Origin of the sequence: Streptomyces sp. NPDC058000 (assembly GCF_042886435.1) — a bacterium.
Taxonomy (GTDB): Bacteria; Actinomycetota; Actinomycetes; order Streptomycetales; family Streptomycetaceae; genus Streptomyces.
Genome location: NZ_JBHVQS010000021.1, coordinates 26,679 through 43,685 on the forward strand (window position 1 = coordinate 26,679; position 17,007 = coordinate 43,685).

The following is a 17,007-nucleotide window of genomic DNA, read 5'->3' on the forward strand; positions in this document are numbered from 1 at the left end:
CCGTCACCTGGTGCTTTCCGGACGGGGCCGTACGTTCGCCACCAGCACCGTGCCGTTGCGGTGGCGGAGGACGGGGACACGGGTCCGGGGTTCCAGGAAGAGTTGGGCGCCCCACGGCTTCCCGCCCAGGTCGATGAGTTCGAACGCCGCGGTGCGCCCGCAGGGTTCCAGTCGGCTGACCCATCTGGCGGTCTGCCCCTGACCGGGGGCGATGGTCTGCCAGCCGCCGAACGGGAAGTCGCCGCTGCCGACGTGGCCGCCTGTGGTGTTTCACCGGCCGGTCCATGCCCAACCACGTCCAGATCGGGAACACCGCTGCGCCCACGGCGATCAGACCGGCCGGGATGAGTACCGCCAGGATCCAGGTGTGCATATGCCGCCCCCCTGATTTCGTGCCCTCCGCTCCCCACTCGGTACGCGGCGCGGGAACCGGTCGGGCAGGGGTGGGCTGCGGATGCCCGAACACCGGGGTGGGCAGCGGATGCGGTCGGGGTCGCGGCCGGGCCGGCAGCGGGTGGCGGGCCGCTGCCGGCCCGGCGCGACGGGGAACGCGGTTGCCGCGCCCGGCCTCAGGGCTGGTCGAGGGTGATCGAGTTGATGGGTGTCAGGTCGGCCCAGACGCCGTTCTGCGCGCCCATGTCGTAGTTGCAGCCCGCGCCGTTGGAACCGGTGCACAGGCGGGCGTGCGCGCCGCCCGACTACATCCTGCGCGCCAGCTACGTAGCACCCCTCACCCGCCAAGCCGCCTGCCACGACCCCCTCGGCAACACAGCACCCCGCGGCATCGCCGAAGAATGGAACCGCGCCGTCCACACCGACGACGCCATCGCCGCCATCCTCGTCAGCTACCCCCAGAAGACCATCGTCGTACTCGACATCATCCCGCTCCGCTGAAGCCTGCCTTCAATCAAGGCTTCCCTCCCGTTCCTCGCAGTCTTCCCGCCCCGGGGCGGGAGCTGGCACACGGCGAATCAGGACCGACCGGCTCTCGCACCCTGGGCCGTTCGGCCCTGGCGAATCGGCCATGAGGGAGGAGAGTGACGCTGACGTCGAATGTCTTGTTGCAGAGCGGGCACGGCCATCGGACCCCGCTACCACGACCCAAGATCATATTTCGCCCCGGAAAAGGGGTGTCATCATGCGCACACGGAAGGCCAGGATGAGCCGAGTGGCTGCCGCGGCGTGTGCAGCACCCATACTCGCCATGACAGCTGTCGGTGCGGCCAGCGCGACCACGGCGGCCCCATTGACGCCGCTCACGTCGTCAGCATCGTCAGCCTCCCTGACGCCGAACAACAACGGCCCCGGCGCAGGCTCTGGCTCTGGCGGCAGCGGCCACTGGAACGGGTCCCGGCATGGACCCGCACACGGCTCCGGCCGGTGGCAGCCCGACCCGGATTACCACCGGTTCACATGCGTTGAGAACTCGTGTGTGGACAGCGGGGACGCTCCCCTCAGCCACCTCCTCCACGACTTCCCCATCCACGGCGGCCACAGAGCCGGCAACCACTGAGGCTCGGTAGAACCCGGTTCCAGCGGGGAGCTGCTGTGGGACCAGAGACCAACATCGGATACCCGCGCGTACACGGTCAGCGCCCAGACTGATCCGTGCGATTAGCCCTGCGCGCGTGGGCTGGGCAGGAGCTTGGCGCGGAGGTCGACCTCACGCTGCGATCACTCCGTGCGCCCGCGGGCGGGACACTTGCTGACCTGCTCAGAAGAGAGTGGTTTGCTCGTGCTTGCCCGGCGGTCAAGCACACCGCCCTCCTCGGTTTCCAGCGCATACGTAACTGATCGCTTCAGAATGGGTTCGGTGTGGCGGTTGGTGGTTGAGGGCGGTGTCGGGCGGGGTCTGCGGGGTGTTAGACGATCTTGTTTTGATGATCTGTGGGAGCGGATGGCCTCGCTGTTCCCGGCCCGTGCGCCGCGGCGGCGCCGATTCCCCGGAAGGCTGCTGGTGGACGACCGCGTTGCCTTGGCGGGCATCGTCTGCGTGCTGCGTAAAGAGGTGAGCTGGCGAGATGTCCCGGCCGAGCGGATCGGCTGCGGCGGGGTGACCTGCTGGCGTCGTTTGCGGGACTGGACCGAGGCCGGCGTATGGCCCCGCCTGCACCACACGCTCCTCGTCGAACTCCGCAGGTCCGGTCTGTTGGAGATGGACGACGCGGCAGTGGACGGCTCGCACGTCAGAGCCCTCAAAGGGGGGCTCACACCGGGCCTCCGCCAGTCGACCGGAGCAGGCCGGGCGGCAAGCACCACCTGATCGTCGACCGGCACGGCACCCCGCTCGCCGTCTCACTGACCGGCGGCAAGGGGCACGACGTCACCCAGCTGATGCCACTGCTGGACGCGATACCCCGCATCCGCGGACTTTTGGCGGGCGGCACCGGTGACGGGTCGGCGACCTACGCCGTACGGCCCGGGCGGCCGTGGGCCAGGACTTCCGCGGCGGCGACGCCGGAGGCCGCGGTGGCGCCGTGCGTGAAGATCCGGACCGCTCCCGGGAGGGAGTCGCTCGGCAGGCCCATCTCGACCACGACGGCATCCGGGCGGGCGGCGGTGAGGTCGGCGAGGGCGCGGCCCATCCACGCGTGCCGGGCGGCGTCCCGGACGACGACGACCAGCGGGCGCCCGGCGGCGGGTGCGAGAGCGTGGTGCGCCAGGGCCGTGGGGCGGGTGGCGAGTTGGTGGTGCGGGACGCGGACGAACGTGGTGCCGGGCAGCCGTTCGCGCAGCGGTGCGGCGACACCCCAGGGCGTCTCCTTGCCGATCGCGAGGTTGGTCGAGGGCACCAGCTCCACCACGTGCGGCGGGGCGGTCAGGGGGAGGGTGTCGTCGACCGGGCCGTGGGTCCGCAGGGCGCGGCGGGCGGCGACGAAGCCGATGTCGCCGTGGACCGGATCGACCGTGACGTTCTCGCCCAGTTGGCGCGACCACGAGGCGAACGCCCGGACGTGGTCGGCGGCTTCGGCGAGACGCTCTTCGGTGAGCTCTCCGCGGGAGGTGGCGTCGGTGAGCGCGTCGGTGAGGAGGGCGACGGTGGACTCCTCGGCGTTCTCGCCGCCGACGCAGACCGCGTCGGCGCCGGCGGCGACGGCCTTGACCGCGGCGCCGCCGATGCCGTAGCGGTCCGCGACGGCGCCCATCTCGATGGCGTCGGTGACGATGAGGCCGTCGAAGCCGAGCTCCTTGCGCAGGAGGTCGTGGAGGATGCGGGGGCTGAGGGTGGCCGGCAGGTGCGGGTCGTGGGCGGGCACCAGGAGGTGGCCGCTCATGATCGCGCCCACGCCCGCTTCCACGGCGGCCCGGAACGGGGGCAGTGCCTGCGCGGCGATCTCGTCGAGGCCGGCGTCGTAGCTGGGCAGGCCGTGGTGGGAGTCGACGGCGACGTCTCCGTGGCCGGGGAAGTGCTTGGCGCAGGCGGCGACGCCGGCCGACTGGAGCCCCCGGATCCACGCGGCGGCGTGGCGGGAGACGAGGGCGGCCTCGGCGCCGAACGAGCGGACGCCGATGATGGGGTTGTCGGGGTTGGAGTTGACGTCCACGCTCGGCGCGTAGTCCAGGCTGACGCCGGCGGCCCGCAGTTGGCGTCCCAGGTCGTGAGCGACGGATGCGGTGAGTTCGGGGTCGTCCACGGTGCCGAGGGCGAAGTTGCCGGGTCGGGTGGCGCCGGTCGCGGACTCGATGCGGGTGACGTCGCCGGCTTCCTCGTCGATGGCGACGATCAACTCAGCGTTTTCGGCGCGGAGTTGCTCGGTCAGCCGGGCGATCTGCTCGGTCGAGACGATGTTGCGGGCGAAGAGCACGACGGAGGACAGGCCGTCGTTGATGTCGCGCAGTACCCAGTCCGGTGCCTCGGTGCCCACGAATCCCGGCTGGAGGACGGAGAGTGCGAGTCGGCGCAACTCCTTGCTGTGCTTGCTGGAGGACATCGACGGGGCCTTCCGGGTCGGGGCGACGCATCGATCGGAGTGTTGGTACGGACCAGCGGATATTGGCCTAGGCCAATCCGGGATGTCAAGGGATGGCCCGCCCGCCCCCGGTCGAGGGGCTTCCGTCGATCCGATCCGATCCGGTCCGATCCGGTCGGTCCGGTCCGGTCCGATCTGTGACTCCCGTCAACTCCGCCCTTGACACGGTCAGTTGGTCTAGTCCACTTTGTTGGGGCGCGAGTTAAGCAAGTGACCTGAGTTGCCTGAGAGGCGGATGTGACCGTCCTCGGCGGATGCGCGGGCCGATGTCGAACTCGCCAGGACCACCACTCCTCCGCGGGTGACTGGTGGGCGCACGGACGCGCTCCCCGCACTTCTGGTCGCCCCGACCCTTGTTCTTGTTCACCTCCGGCAACGACATCCGCCGCAGCGCGGATCCACGCTCCCACCGACAGCGCACCACGACGGCGCCGTGCCCCCGCCGCGGTACGGGCACCGCGATGCGCGGACGCCGTTCGCGGTGCCGGCCGCACCGTACCGGGCGCCACCGAGGCGTCCCGCGACAGCGGACCCGACCAGGAGCGCTCCGCGCAGGCACCCATCGATTCGACCTTTGGAGCGCTGCATGCCAGCGACTGACGGATATCTGCACCGAGCCGCCTCGGACGTGCCGTACTTCAGCACGGACGGCGAGACCTACCTGGCCCGGACACCCTTGCGCGAGCTAGCCAAGACACGGAAGCTCCGGGTGCTGTCCGAGGAGGAATTCGCCTGCTGGCAGACCTACGGCTACGTCATCGTCAAACAGGCGATCCCGGCGTCCGCGGCCCGGCGCCTGTTGGACTTCGCCTGGGAATTCCAGGGACTCGACCCGGACCGGCCGGACACCTGGTACCAGGACCGGGAGTTCCGCTCGGACCTCGACCGGGACCTGCACGTCTACGGATTCGTCGAGGCGTACCACCACCAGTTCCTCTGGGACAGTCGCCAGACACAGCGGGTCTACGACGCGTTCGTCGACGTGTGGGACTGCGAAGAGCTGTGGGTGACCCTGGACCGGCTCAACCTGAACCCGCCCAACATCAAGAACCGTGACCGGGCGCTCATCGCGCCGACGGAGCGCGGCTTCGACATCGCGCTCCACTGGGACGTCGACACCTCCCTCGGGACGCTGCCGCAACGGGTCCAGGGCATCATCGCCCTGAACGACACCGAGCCCGAGTGCGGTGGATTCCAGTGCGCGCCCGAGCTGTTCCGCCAATTCGAGGGGTGGCGGGCCCTCCAGCCGGCGGACCGGGACCCGATCCGTCCCACCTTCGACCGGGCGGAACTCCCCGTCATACGGCCGGAGTTGGCGGCCGGCGATCTGCTGATCTGGAACGGCCTGCTGGCACACGGGGTCGCGGCCAACACGTCGCAGGACGGAGTCCGCGCGGTCCAGTACCTCTCCATGATGCCGGCGCTCGAATCGCACCGGGAACTCAAGGACTCCCGGGTCGATTCCTGGCGGCACCTGCGGACCCCGGACTGGAACGCGACGCTGCTCGGCGACGCCACCCGGCACGAGTCCCTCAGATACGGCACGCCTGACCTGACCGCCCTGGGCGCCAGACTCCTGGGCCTGGAGTCGTGGCACGGGCGGGAACTCGCGGAGCCCATAGGAGCTGGCGCATGCGCAGAATCTGTCTGACCCTGCCCACCAACCGGGCCTGCACCGCGATGATCACGGCCATCGGAGCGGAGGCCGCCCACGCGGCCGAACACTTCGACGTCGAGGTCCACCTGGTGATCCTGGATTCCTGCGCCGCCCCGGTGTTCGCCGAGCACGCGCAGGCCGTACGCGAAGCACGCCCGGTGCCGAACGTCATCGTGCACCATCTCGGCGAGGCCGCACAGCGGGACTTCCTGCGGCAGGTGATCCGCGACGCGGGCATCGCGAAGCCCGAACTGATGCTGGACCTGATGCTCCCGGCGGAGCCCTCCTACGGGGCCTGCACCAACCGTGCGTTCCTGATCGCCGCCGCCCTCGGGTGCGAGTCCGTCCACCGCCGGGATTCCGACAGCCGCTACCAGACCCTGAACGGGACGCCGGTCTTCCCGATTCACCACGAACTCCGCTCGCTCGGGAAGCGCGCGAGCGACGCCGCGCACGGCGTCTCCACGACCACGCTCGATCCGCGGCACGCCCACAAGTCCGTTACGATGGTGGGCAGTTCATTCGTCGGCGAGCTGTCCGTGGACATCGCCGAGATCCACCGGACCGACCCCGACGTCTACACCGACGTAGTCGGCCTGTGGGCGCCCGGTCAGTGGTCGGCCCAGGCCAAACAGCAGCTCGTCGACGAGTCCTTCCGAGGCGCCGGCACGGAAGCGTTCACCCACGACCACTCCGTCCTGACCCTGGTCGACCCCATGCGGGTGGACATGTGCAACATCAGTTTCCACCAGGTGCACCAGCGAGTACCGCTACCGCCCGCCACCAACACCATCGGCAGCGACTACTTCCTCATCCACCTGGTGCACGACGCCACGTTGCCCGGCGTCCTCCACAACCGCAACATCGTCAACTACTACACCGGCGAGCGCCGGACCGGTCCGGGATTCCTGGCGTACCAGACACGGTTCGCGAAGTTCTTCCTCTCGATGCTCTACTTCTCCTTCGTCTACGACCGGATGGCCCGCGCCAACCAGGCACTGCTCGACGACCACCAGCGGGTCCGGGCCGCCGCGATTGCCGAGATCGTCCGGGAGAGCACCGGACTGGACCCGGCGGAGAACATCGAGCGACTGGACATCCTCGACGCCTCCTACCGCAAACTCGGCGGAAAGTACGCCGCGTTCGCCGACGTCCTGGTGTCCCGCCGCGAGCGCCTGCTCCACGAAGCCCGGCAGGACATGGCGGACTTCGCCCTCCTCATCGAAGCCTGGGCGCCACTGACCGGGGCGAGCCGGGCCGCCGGCCCGCAAGGGCGCCGGTGGCAGCCGGACCGAGCACGCCGATGATCAACGACAATGCCTTCCTGCGCGCCGCCCTGGCCGCCGCGACCGAGGACCAGATCGTCTTCGACCTGGCGGGCATCGCGGGCAACTACGCAGCACTGCAACGGGAGTTGCCCGGGGTCGCCGTCCGCTTCGCCATGAAAGCCTGCCCCATGGACGCCGTACTCGCCTGTCTGGCCGAGCGGGGGGCGGGCGTCGACGCGGCCGGACCCCGCGAGATCGCCCAGGCACTCCGATCCGGCGTACCGGTCGAACGGATCCACTACGGCAACACCGTCAAGTCCGACCGGGACCTCGCCGAGGCCCACCGGCTCGGCGTCCGGGACTACGCGACGGACAGCCTGGAAGACGCGGCGGCGATCGCCACCTGTGCCCCCGGCGCCCGGGTGTTCTGCCGGCTGGCCACCGACGGGGACGGGGCGCTGTGGGGGCTCAGCAACAAGTACGGCTGTTCGCCCGCCGATGCGGTACGGGTGCTGGCCGCGGCGCGGGACGCCGGGCTGACCCCGTCCGGGCTGTCCTTCCACGTCGGCTCGCAGCAGATGACGGCCGATGCCTGGCGCAGGGCCTTCGACCGCACGGCCGCAACCCTGGCGGCCCTGCGCCGACGGGCGATATCCGTGGATCACGTCAACCTCGGCGGCGGCCTGCCGGCCCTCGGCTACACCGACCGGCACGGCAGACCGCTCGACCCGCCGGTGGACAAGATCTTCGCCGTGATCCGGGAGGGCATGGCGCACCTCACGGAGGTCTGCGGCCACCACCTGGACTTCCTGGTGGAACCGGGCCGCTACCTCGTGGCGGACCACGGCGCCATCCGCGCGCAGGTGACCCGGCTGACCAGTCGGGAGCAACCGAACGGCACCCGGGCGCACTGGTTGTACCTGAGCGTGGGAAAGTTCAACGGCCTGTACGAGATGGACCAGTTGCAGTACCGGCTGGTCTTCCCCGCGCACGCCGGTAGCGCGTGTCTGCCGGCCGTCGTCGCGGGCCCCACCTGCGACAGCGACGACGCTTTCGGGTCGGAGCACGGCCTGGTCCAGGTGCCCACGGACCTTGTGTCCGGCGACCCGGTCTGGGTGCTGTCCTGTGGGGCCTACGCCATCAGCTACCTGACCCAGGGCTTCAACGGCTTCCGCCCGCTCCCGTACACCTGGATCTACGGTGCGGGCAGCGGACTCGACCGGGCACGGCGACCCGGGCGGCCGGCGCGCGCCCGGGCGGCCGCGGGAGGTGGGTGGTAGATGAGCTACGACGCCCGCATACGGCATATAGCGGACGGTGACTGGGACGGCATCACCGCGCTGGAGTCCCGGGCCTATGCCGCCCTCGGCCTCTCGGAGGAGCCGGCCGTACTGCGGTCCCGCGCCCACGCCTCGCCGGCGACGTGCTTCGCGCTCGCCCTCCCACAGCGGCTCGCGGGCTACCTGTTGGCGCTGCCCTACCCGATGTTCCAGTACCCGGATCTGAGCCGCGCGGAAGGGACTACGGAGGGGACTACGGAGGGGGCCACGGAAGGGACCACGGAAGGGGCGGCAGATCGGACCGTAGATCGGACCGCATGTTGGATCGCGGATCGGACCGCGGAAGGGATCGCCGTCCCGTCGCGCAACCTCCACCTGCACGACCTCGTCATCGCCGCGCCACTCCGCGGCCGGGGGCTCGCCAAGCGGCTCCTGCGCCAGCTGACGGCGACGGCCAGGGCGGGCGGGTACGAGCAGATCTCCTTGGTCGCCGTCGCCGGCAGCGAGACCTTCTGGAGGGCGAACGGATTCGCCCCGCACCACGGCGTGGTCCCCCCGGGCGCCTACGGCGGGCAGGCCGTCTACATGTCCAGGCCGGTGCGGGCGGACCGCGCCGAGGGGCCGAAGCCGGCCGGCGCGGCGTTGCGCGGTCCGGCACCACACGACGACGAAGGGGAATGATTCCGGTGTTCCGCGTGCACGATCCCTTCCTGCGGGCGCAGTTGGCGATTGCCGCGCTGTTCTGCTCGCTGGGATTCCAGTACGCCACCTGGGCGGCACGGATCCCTGCGATCAAGGCACATCTCGGTCTGACCGCCGCGGAAGTGGGGGTGCTGCTGATGGCCACTGGGGTGGGCGCAGCGGTGTCGTTCCCCCTGGTCACGCTGTTGATGAGCCGGCTGGGGGCGAGGCGCCTGGCGTTGCTGTCCGCGCTCGGCCTGACCCTGTTGCTGTTCGCGTTGGCGGCGGCGCCCAACTACCCGACCGCCCTGGCGGTCATGGGCGTGGACGGCGTTCTCGTGGGATGCCTGAACGTCGCCATGAACGCGCAGGGCGCCGCGCTCGAAGCCAGGCACCAGCGCCATGCGATGGCCAAACTGCATGCGACCTTCAGCGGTGGGTCGTTGGCCGCGGCCGTCCTCGCTTCGGGGATGACCGCGGTGACCTCGGCCGTGGCCGCGCACTTCGCGGTGGCCGCGGCCGTCCTGCTGCTGTTGGTGGGATACGCCGGGCCGGGCCTGCTGGCCGATGAGCGGCCCGCGGCGCACAAGGAGCCGAAGCGCCGCGGCCGATGGGCGTCGCCGTCCCGCCTGACGCTGTGGATGTGTTGCGCCATGGCGTTCGGCACGGTGACCGAAGGTGCCATGAACGACTGGTCGGCGCTCTACCTGAAGGACGTCGCCAGGGCATCGGCGGAACTGGCACCCATGGGCATCGCCGTCGTCTCGGGTGTGATGGTCCTGGCCCGGCTGTTCGCCGACGGCTGGCGGGGCCGCTGGGGCGACGGGCCCCTCGTCCGCGCCGGCAGCGCACTGGCCGGCGTCGGCCTGGCGCTCGCCCTGTTGAGCGGTGGCGCGGTGCCGGCCCTGATCGGCTTCGCCTGCGTCGGTCTGGGGATCGCGGCCGTCACCCCGTGCGTCTACGTGGCCGCGGCCGGGCAGGGTGCCCAGGCACTGACGCTGGTCGCCGCGATGGGCACGCTCGGCCTGCTGGCCGGACCGCCGTTCATCGGCTTCGTCGCCAACGCCGTCGGCCTGGTGTGGGGGATGGGCGCCGTCGCCGCCTCGGCGGTCGTCGTGACGCTGTGCGCTACGCGGATCCGCTGGCCGTCCCGGACGACGCCGGCTCCCGCGGCTTCCGGAGAACCTGCCTGATCCGCTCCACCGCGGCCGCGGTCGCACCTCGCCGGGGGCGCGACCGCGGCTGTCCACGGGCCCGGACGCGGCCGGGCCGTAGGGCGGTTCAGCAGCCGCCGAGGTCCTGCCAGGCACCCCAGTCACCGGTGGTGCCGGGCTCCTCGCCCGTCGTCCACCACTTGGCCTTCCAGTTGTGTCCCCGGTACGAGACCTGCTGGCCGCCGGTGTAGACCGTGCCGCTGGTCCACGGGCCGGCGGTGCACTGGTTGCCGCTCCCGCCGGTGATGGTCAGCGCGTACGCCGTGCTGTGGTTGCCGGACGGACCGGTACCGGTGACGGTGAGGTGATAGGTGCCGGAGGCGGCGGCCGCGGTGGTGGTCACGGTGAGCGTCGAGGAGCCGCCCGCCGTCACCGAGGTGGGGCTCAGCGAGGCGGTGACACCCGCGGGGGCCCCGCTGACCGCGAGGTCCACCGGCTGCGCCGCGCCGGTCGTCACCGCGGTCCGCACCGTTGCGGTGGCTCGGTCGCCCGCGGCCACCGAGCCGGTGGCGGGACTGGCCGTCAGCGAGAAGTCGTTGGCCGGTGCCGTGCTGCCGCCGGTGAACGGTTCGAAGACGTGGCTGAAGTCCCAGGTGTTCTGCGGGATGCTGGAGCAGGTGTCGCCGGACGGGGCGCCGGGGCAGCTGCCGTTGTCCCGCTGGAGTGCCCAGAACGACAGGGTGTTGATGCCCTTGGCCACCGCCCAGTTGTAGACCTCGGTGGCGTTGGCCGGGGTGAAGGTCTCGGCCGGGCCGAAGTCGTCGACGCCGGGCATCTCGATGATGCCGACCATGGCCCACAGCTGGGCCGGGGTCTTGTTCGGGTAGAGCGGTGCGAGTTGGTCGTACAGTCCCTGGGTCGCGGTCTGGGTGTCCTTGGCCATGTCGTGGGTGGCGTTGTCGTAGTAGTCGAACGTCATGATGTTGGCGACGTCCACGCGTGCGCCGTTGCGGACCGCGCTCTGGAGTACGGCGAGTCCGCTGTCGGTGAGCCCGTGGGTGGTCGTCGGCAGGGTGTAGGAGATCTGGACCGTGCGCCCGTTGGCCGCCGCCCAGTCCTGGACGAGCTTGATGGCCTTGTTCCGGCGGTCGACGGCGGCGGTGTTGTCCAGTGAATCGGCCTCGATGTCCATGTCGAGCCGGGTGACGTCGTAAGTCGTGATCACCTTCTCGTAGGTGGCGGCGATCTGGTCGACGTCGGTACAGCTGTCGGCGATTTCGGTGCCGGTGGTGTCCGCGGTGTACCCGCCGAAGGAGGGGATGACGTCACCCCCGTTCGCCTGGATGGTCTTGATGTCGTTGCCGAAGGAGGCCGTGGAGATGGGGGTGTCGGTGCTGCCGTTCCAGTAGGCGGTGCAGGAGCCCTTGGTGGCTGCCTGGACGAACGCCATCGTCAGGTGCTTGGCACCGGACTGGGCGGAGAGCGCGGCGGGGCTCTCGCCCGTCCACGACTCGAAGTAGGGAGCGAACACGTGGGCCGGGAGCGGGGTCGCCGCGTGGGCGGCGCCGCCGCCCAGGGCGGTCAGGCCGGCCGTGGCCACAGCGGTGACGGTAGCGGTGAGGACCGCTCGGAGGGTGCGCCTGCGTCTCATGACTGTCCCGGGTGTGAGGAGGTTGACCGCCAACTCCCCTTGTAAGCAGCGGTGTTGCCTCTGGGATAACCCTGGAGTCAGGGGCATGTCAATGGACTGGACCAAGGGAGGACTAGACCAATAGGAGTCGGGAATCGCCACGGCCCTGTCCAGCACCCGCTCGCCGCGCTGGACCACCCACCCGCGCATGACGGCACCTGGATCGCCGCTCGGACCACGCCGGCCGGGCGCGCCGAACGCATGCACAACCCGACCCGACCCGGCCCGGCGATCGGGAACGTCGGGTCACACCGCCCGGTCGCGGCGGACGAGGACGGGAAGAGCCTGGTGGCCGTTGGTGAGGAAGGACGGGAGGGGGACGAGACGGCCGACGGGCACCGCGAGCGAGAGGTCGGGGAAGCGGGCGGTGAGCATCCGCAGGGCGGTGGTGGCTTCGAGTCGGGCGAGCGTGGCACCGAGGCAGAGGTGGACGCCGTGGCCGAAGGAGAGGTGGGTCTTGTCGGTGCGGGTCGGGTCGAACCGGTCCGCGCTCGGCCCGTGCGGCGCGGGGTGCCGGTTGGCGGCGGAATAGGCGGCGAGGATCGCCTGCCCCTTGCGGATGACGGTTCCGTTCGACACCGGGATGTCGGTGGTGGCGAACCGCATCGGGAGGAGGGGTACGGGTGCCTGCCAGCGCAAGGTCTCCTCGACGACGTCGCCCCAGGACAGTGCGCCGGACCGGGCGGCGGCGAGGTGTTCGGGATGACTGAGCAGGGCGACCAGCGCCTGGTCTATGAGGTTGACGGTGGTCTCGTACCCGGCGCTGACCACCAACAGCAGGGTGTCCCGCACCTCCTGGTGGGTGAGGCCGTGCCCCTGGCCCTCGGGGTCACGGGCCTCGATGAGGCGGGTGGTGAGGTCGTCGCCGGGCCGGTCGCGTTTGAGGGAGAGCAACTCGTCCAGCGCGGCGTAGAGGTGCTGCGTGTTGGCGGCGGCCGCTTCGGCGGTGACGTTGGTGGCGAAGACGCCGTTGACGGCCCAGCGGAAGTCGGGCAGCAGGTGGTCGGGCAATCCCATCAGGTGGCTGATGACGCGGATCGGCAGGGGGGCGGCGAACCGCTCGCGCAGGTCGACCACTTCACCTGCCTCCGCGGTGGCGAGGTCGTCCAGCAGCTGACTGGTGAAGCGCTCGATGTCGGGCCCCAGCGCGGTGATGGTCCGCGGCGCGAACGCGGGGGCGATCAGCCGCCGCAGGCGCCGGTGTTCGGCGCCGTACGCGGTGAACATGTTCTCGACCGCCACCCACAGGTTCAGGGGCCAGTCGGTGGTCCGGTCGGGGAAGCGGTCCCAGTGCCGGTGGGCGTCCTTGGACACCCGCGGGTCCAGGAGCAGCCGCTTCAACAACTCGGGGTCGGTGACGGCCCACGCCTCCTCGCCGAGCACATCGACCCGGATCACGGGGCCGCGGGCCCGTAAGGCGACGTCCTCGGCCTGGCGGTCCTGTCCGGACGGATCGAGGACGTGGGGTGACTGCTGGGGCATGACCGGCTCTCCTTCGGGACGGGTGTCGCGGACGCGGAGTACGGGCGACGGGAAGTGCGGAGGGAACGCGGCGTGGAAGGGGGGTGATCCGGCGGCGGGTGGGGAAGGCGGGCAACGCGTCGGTGCGGTGCGGCGGGGCGGAGTCCGAGTCCGCGACGACGGGGTCCTGGGAGGCGCGCGGGCACCCTGCCCTTATGGCTACCCGCGGAGGATCGCGCAGCACGCCGTGGCCGCACTCGGCCGAATGTGCTGCTCAGGGCCTGTTCAGGGGGAGCCGGGAGGGGGCGTTGGGGCTTCCGGGGAGCAGGGTGGAGCACCGTGGTCGAAAACCGCTGGTGTGTGTCTCCCGGACAGTGCCGCAGACCGGCCACGGGCGCCCCTCGACGCCCCACGCTGAGCCCGGGCAGCGCCGCCCGCCAACCACCCGGTACGCGTGGAACGTCGCCCCGGTCATCGGAGCACCGAACCGGACCGGGGCCACCGCGCGACGGCGGTGGCCCCGGCCCGGTTTCGCCCGGTCCGGCTCGTGCGTCGTGGGATCAGCCGACCGAGTGGACGCGCTCGCCGCCGACGTAGGTCTGGAGGACGCCGGCCTGGGCGATCTCCTCCACCGGGGCGGTGAAGATGTCACGGTCCAGGACCACCAGGTCGGCGAGGTGGCCGACCTGGAGCGTGCCGGCGTCGTCGAGGCCGTTGACGTGCGCCGAACCGGCTGTGTAGGCGGCGACGGCGGTGGTGAGGTCGAGGCGCTGTTCGGGGAGGAAGATCCGGTCGTCGGTGGTGTCCGGTTCCCTGCGGTTGACGGCGACGTGCAGGCCGGCGAGCGGATCGGGGCTGCTGACGGGCCAGTCGCTGCCGGCCGCGAGGGTGGCGCCGGCCCGCAGCAGGGAGCCGAACGGGTACTGCCAGCCGGCGCGTTCGGGGCCGAGGAAGGGGATGGTCAGCTCGTCCATCTGGGGTTCGTGGGCGGCCCAGAGCGGCTGGATGTTGGCGATGGCGCCGAGCCGGGCGAAGCGCGGCAGGTCGTCGGGGTGGACGACCTGGAGGTGGGCGAGGTGGTGCCGGGCGGTGCGGCGGCCGTTGGTGGTGCGGGCCGCCTCGATGGCGTCCAGCGCCTCGCGGACCGCACGGTCCCCGAGGGCGTGGAAGTGCACCTGGAAGTCCAACGCGTCGAGTGCGGTGACGTACTCGCGCAGCGCCGCCGGATCGACGAAGCTCAGTCCGGTGTTGGCGGTCGCACAGCCGCAGGCGTCCAGGTAGGGGCTGGTCATGGCGGCGGTGAAGTTCTCCGCGATGCCGTCCTGCATGATCTTGATCGAGCCGGCCCGGAACCGACCGTGGGTCAACTCGCCACGGCGGGCGGTGAGTTCGGGGATCTGCCGGGCGTCGCGCTCGCGGTCCCACCAGAGCGCGCCGGTGACCCGGGCGGTCAGGCTTCCGTTGCGGGCGGCGGCCACATAGGCGTCCGAGGGGTCGGCCTGGCCGTGGAAGGAGCCGAGCAGGGCGTCCTGCCAGCCGGTGATGCCGAGGGAATGCAGCAGTTCCTGGGCGCGCAGCAGGGCGGCCAGGCGGTCGGCGGCGGTGCGCTGCGGCACCAGCCGGGTGATCAGGCCGGTGGCGCCCTCTTGGAGGACGCCGCTCGGCGTACCGTCGTCCTCGCGCTCGATCCGCCCGTCGGCCGGGTCGGGGGAGTCCTTGGTGAGGCCGGCCAGTTCGAGGGCGCGGGTGTTGACCCAGGCACCGTGGTGGTCGCGGTTGGGGAGGTAGACCGGGCGGTCCGGCACCACGGAGTCGAGCAGCTGGCGGGTGGGCAGTCCGCCGGCGAAGCTCTCCAGTGACCAGCCGCCACCGGTGATCCAGGAACGCTCGGGGTGTGCGTCCGCGAACTCTCGGATGCGCCGCAGGTATTCGTCGACGCCGACGGTTCCGGTGAGGTCGCACTCGGCGAGCTCCAGACCGCCGAAGACGGCGTGGATGTGCGCGTCCTGGAAGCCGGGCAGTAGCAACTTGCCGGTCAGGTCGACCACTTCGGTGCCGGGCCCGATCAGCTCCCGGACGTCGTCGTGGCCCACGGCCGTGATCCGTTCGCCTGTCACGGCGAGGCTGCTCGCACGGGTGCGGGCCGGGTCTCCGGTGTGAATGGGGCCGTGGGTGAAGAGGAGGTCGGCCTTGGTCATAGGGGCACTCCCATCAGGTCGGGGTCCGCGAACGATCCGCGGGGGCAGGGGGCAGGGGCGTGGTGGTCGGTCAGGCGCTGGGTATCGCCGCGTCCTCGTCGGAGCGCGGCAGGAAGTATGGTGCCCGCCGGTGCCAGCGGGCCCACGCGGCGGCCAGTAGACCGGAGACGAGCATCAACGCGACCACCGCCAGCTCGAACCAGCCGTTGTCCGCGGCGAGTGCGAAGTGGTCCGTCGACCGGTAGAAGTCCCAGGTGAGGTATCCGCCGACGGCGAGCAGAACGAGCGCGCCGAGCAGCGGCGCGACGACCACCCGCAGCGCCTCGCCGGGCGCGGTACGCAGCAGCGAGCGGAAGCGCACCGCGGCCGCGATCGCGGTGAGGGCGTAGTACAGGGCGACGACGATGCCGATGGCGTTGACCGCGGCGGAGATCAACGCGCCGACGGTGGGGATGACCAGCGACAGCAGGGCCAGGAGGATGGCGATCGCCGTGATGAGCAGGGTGCCGGCGGCGGGGGTCCGGTGGCGGGGATGGAGCCGGGTCCACACCGGCCCCAGTGTGCCGTCACGCCCCATCGCGTACATGCCGCGTGCGGTGGGGATGACCGCGGCCTGTAGGGATGCCGCCGCCGAGAAGGTCAGGGCGGTCAACGGCAGGGCGGCGAGCGGCTGGTGGGCCAGTTTGGCGCCGAAGTACGTCAGCCCGTGCGCGCCGTTGTCGGCCAGTTCGCCCAACGGGAGCACCCGCTGGAAGGCCGTTCCGGCGAAGAGGAAGAGCAGCATCATCAGCGTGAGGGCGATGAAGCCGCCGCGGGAGGCGTCGCGTGCGTCGCGGACCTCCTCCCCGACACTGAAGACCGATTCGAAGCCCCAGTAGCAGAACACCGCCAGCACCATGCCCTGGGCGAGGGCCGACAACGAGGGGATGGCGAACGGGTTGAACCACGCCAGGGACCACGGCTGGTCACCGGCGAACAGGCCGTAGCCGCAGAAGCCGAGCAGCACGGCGTACTCGAAGACCAGCAGGTACTGCTGGAGCCGGGCCGCCAGGTCGAGCCCGCGGACCGCGACCAGGGAGGCGGCGATCAGGACGGTCAGACCGACGAGGGTCGACTGGAGGGTGGAGTCCGGGTCGAGCGTCAGCCCGCCGATGCGGTGGACGGTGGCCTCGCCGAGCAGTTGGAGAACGGCCGAGCCGGTCACCGCGGTGGTGTAGGCCATGAAGACGACGGTGCCGACGACGCTGACCCAGCCGGTCAGGAAGCCCAGCCAGGGGTTGAGGGTGCGGCCCACCCACCGGTAGCTGCTGCCGGCGTCGGGTTCGACGCGGTTGAGGCGCCCGTACGCGCCGGCGATGGCGAGCACCGGCAGGAAGGCCACCAGCATGATCGCCGGGAGGTGCAGGCCGACGACCCCGGCCATCAGCCCGAGTCCGATGCCGATGCTGGAGGTGGCCGCGGTGCTCGACGCGGCGATCACCACCGCGCCGCCGACCCCTACCGACCTGGGCATGCCGGTCGGTGGGTGCCCGTCGGTCGTACCCGGATGTGCGCTCGTGTCCTTGACCTTGGCTGGCAATGGATCACCGCCGTACTCGTGAGGAATCCGACCGGATGGCCGGTTGGCTCGACATGAAAGCCCTCGCA

Annotated in this window: 11 protein-coding genes and 1 pseudogene; 7 read left to right on the plus strand and 5 right to left on the minus strand. The window is 71.1% G+C overall.

Annotation, left to right across the window (positions count from 1 at the left end; translation table 11 throughout):
• The first annotated feature begins 669 nt into the window (after positions 1–669).
• On the plus strand, positions 670–894 hold the full coding sequence (locus tag ACFVT2_RS21260; RefSeq protein ID WP_390020022.1) for a hypothetical protein: 225 nt from the start codon (positions 670–672) through the stop codon (positions 892–894).
• A 1,003-nt stretch (positions 895–1,897) separates the two neighbouring features.
• Positions 1,898–2,370 (plus strand): annotated as a pseudogene (locus tag ACFVT2_RS21265) (IS5 family transposase); the annotation flags it as partial.
• 35 nt (positions 2,371–2,405) lie between these two features.
• Here the strand turns inward: ACFVT2_RS21265 and ACFVT2_RS21270 are convergent.
• Entirely contained in the window at positions 2,406–3,932 is a 1,527-nt protein-coding gene (locus tag ACFVT2_RS21270) for a glycoside hydrolase family 3 N-terminal domain-containing protein (protein WP_390020024.1), read from the minus strand.
• A 625-nt stretch (positions 3,933–4,557) separates the two neighbouring features.
• Between ACFVT2_RS21270 and ACFVT2_RS21275 the strand changes: the two genes are divergently transcribed.
• The 5 genes from ACFVT2_RS21275 to ACFVT2_RS21295 are packed head-to-tail and all read left to right on the plus strand — an operon-like array spanning position 4,558 to position 10,050.
• Positions 4,558–5,622, plus strand: a complete 1,065-nt coding sequence (locus ACFVT2_RS21275) for a phytanoyl-CoA dioxygenase family protein (RefSeq protein ID WP_390020027.1) — start codon at positions 4,558–4,560, stop codon at positions 5,620–5,622.
• Positions 5,604–6,935, plus strand: a complete 1,332-nt coding sequence (locus tag ACFVT2_RS21280; protein ID WP_390020030.1) for a DUF6271 family protein — start codon at positions 5,604–5,606, stop codon at positions 6,933–6,935. Before ACFVT2_RS21275 ends, ACFVT2_RS21280 begins: the two co-directional genes overlap by 19 nt.
• Complete coding sequence (locus ACFVT2_RS21285; protein ID WP_390020033.1) at positions 6,932–8,176, plus strand: type III PLP-dependent enzyme; 1,245 nt, start codon at positions 6,932–6,934, stop codon at positions 8,174–8,176. Before ACFVT2_RS21280 ends, ACFVT2_RS21285 begins: the two co-directional genes overlap by 4 nt.
• Complete coding sequence (locus ACFVT2_RS21290) at positions 8,177–8,857, plus strand: GNAT family N-acetyltransferase (RefSeq protein WP_390020036.1); 681 nt, start codon at positions 8,177–8,179, stop codon at positions 8,855–8,857.
• A 5-nt stretch (positions 8,858–8,862) separates the two neighbouring features.
• Complete coding sequence (locus ACFVT2_RS21295; RefSeq protein ID WP_390020038.1) at positions 8,863–10,050, plus strand: MFS transporter; 1,188 nt, start codon at positions 8,863–8,865, stop codon at positions 10,048–10,050.
• Positions 10,051–10,138: 88 nt separating this feature from the next.
• Here ACFVT2_RS21295 and ACFVT2_RS21300 read toward each other — a convergent pair whose 3' ends face one another.
• The 4 genes from ACFVT2_RS21300 to ACFVT2_RS21315 form a co-directional block, all read right to left on the minus strand.
• A complete protein-coding gene (locus tag ACFVT2_RS21300) occupies positions 10,139–11,662 on the minus strand; it encodes a chitinase (RefSeq protein WP_390020041.1) in 1,524 nt (507 codons plus the stop codon).
• A 285-nt stretch (positions 11,663–11,947) separates the two neighbouring features.
• Positions 11,948–13,183 carry a cytochrome P450 gene (locus ACFVT2_RS21305; RefSeq protein WP_390020043.1) on the minus strand — a complete coding sequence of 412 codons (1,236 nt, stop codon included), beginning with the start codon at positions 13,181–13,183 and terminating at the stop codon, positions 11,948–11,950.
• A 539-nt stretch (positions 13,184–13,722) separates the two neighbouring features.
• The gene (locus ACFVT2_RS21310) at positions 13,723–15,360 is read right to left on the minus strand and encodes an amidohydrolase (protein ID WP_390020045.1); all 1,638 of its coding nucleotides are present in this window, start codon (positions 15,358–15,360) and stop codon (positions 13,723–13,725) included.
• Positions 15,361–15,430: 70 nt separating this feature from the next.
• Complete coding sequence (locus ACFVT2_RS21315) at positions 15,431–16,873, minus strand: APC family permease (protein WP_390020048.1); 1,443 nt, start codon at positions 16,871–16,873, stop codon at positions 15,431–15,433.
• Between the last annotated feature and the right edge of the window lie 134 nt (positions 16,874–17,007).